The organism is Gillisia xinjiangensis (assembly GCF_046298265.1).
Lineage (GTDB): Bacteria > Bacteroidota > Bacteroidia > Flavobacteriales > Flavobacteriaceae > Gillisia > Gillisia xinjiangensis.
In genome coordinates, this window is sequence record NZ_JBKAHK010000031.1 from 1 (window position 1) to 841 (window position 841).

The following is an 841-nucleotide window of genomic DNA, read 5'->3' on the forward strand; positions in this document are numbered from 1 at the left end:
TAGGTCGGGAAGATGCTCGTAAGCATTGTTGCCTGCCGTTTCCCAGTGGCAAGCAACAGCCAGACGCATCGCCATCTGCATCAGCCAACCAATCAGTGATTGAACGACGTTGCGCCTCTCTACACGCAAGGGGTGGATGAATACAGTCAAAACGCCATTGGTAGATCGGGGAAGGGCGGCTAGGGTATCTCTTGCATTTCTGTGCCCAAGAGTAGGTGGGGCTGCCTGTGGGCGCGCTTTTGACCTATGTCTGTCGCTCCCCACGGTCTCAGCTCTCGGGGAGCTGCTATTGGCGAAGGGGTTGAGTGTGTTGCGCAACTTGGCCATCACCCGGATTTACGGCGTGAACGAGGAGACGGTGACGGATGCGACTGCGTTCCTCTCATCCAAGGTCGCGGGCCTCTATCGGTGGTGGCATTCTCATGCAGCGGAAGGGCGCCTGCCACTCCGACGCGAGTTCGACATCACCGAGCATACACCCATCGTCCCCGACCTTTTCCTGGTCGAGGTGCTGGCCGATGGGCAGTTCCTGATGAAGCTGGAAGGCGAGCGGGTGATTGAGCTTTTCGGGGTGAACAATACCGGCCGTATTATTACCGAGGCCGCAGGCGTGGGAGAGTACGGGCACGCGCTCGCCGAGTACTACCAGAGCATTGCCGATGAGAGGCAGTGTCGCCGCTGCACCGGCAATATGGAACACCTGAACCACCGCCGTTGGATCGAGTTCGAATCGATCGACTGCCCGCTGTCGCGCGACGGCCGTCAGGTGGATTTCATCCTCGGGGTCTCGGTGAGCGTGCGGGAAAATCGACTGTAAGCGATCCCCGGCAGGCGCTCCGCT

1 protein-coding gene is annotated in these 841 nt (G+C 59.7%); it reads left to right on the plus strand.

The annotated features are described in order from the left end of the window. Positions 1-319 precede the first annotated feature (319 nt). Complete coding sequence (locus ACKGJN_RS16290) at positions 320-817, plus strand: PAS domain-containing protein (RefSeq protein WP_409540622.1); 498 nt, start codon at positions 320-322, stop codon at positions 815-817. Positions 818-841 lie beyond the last annotated feature (24 nt).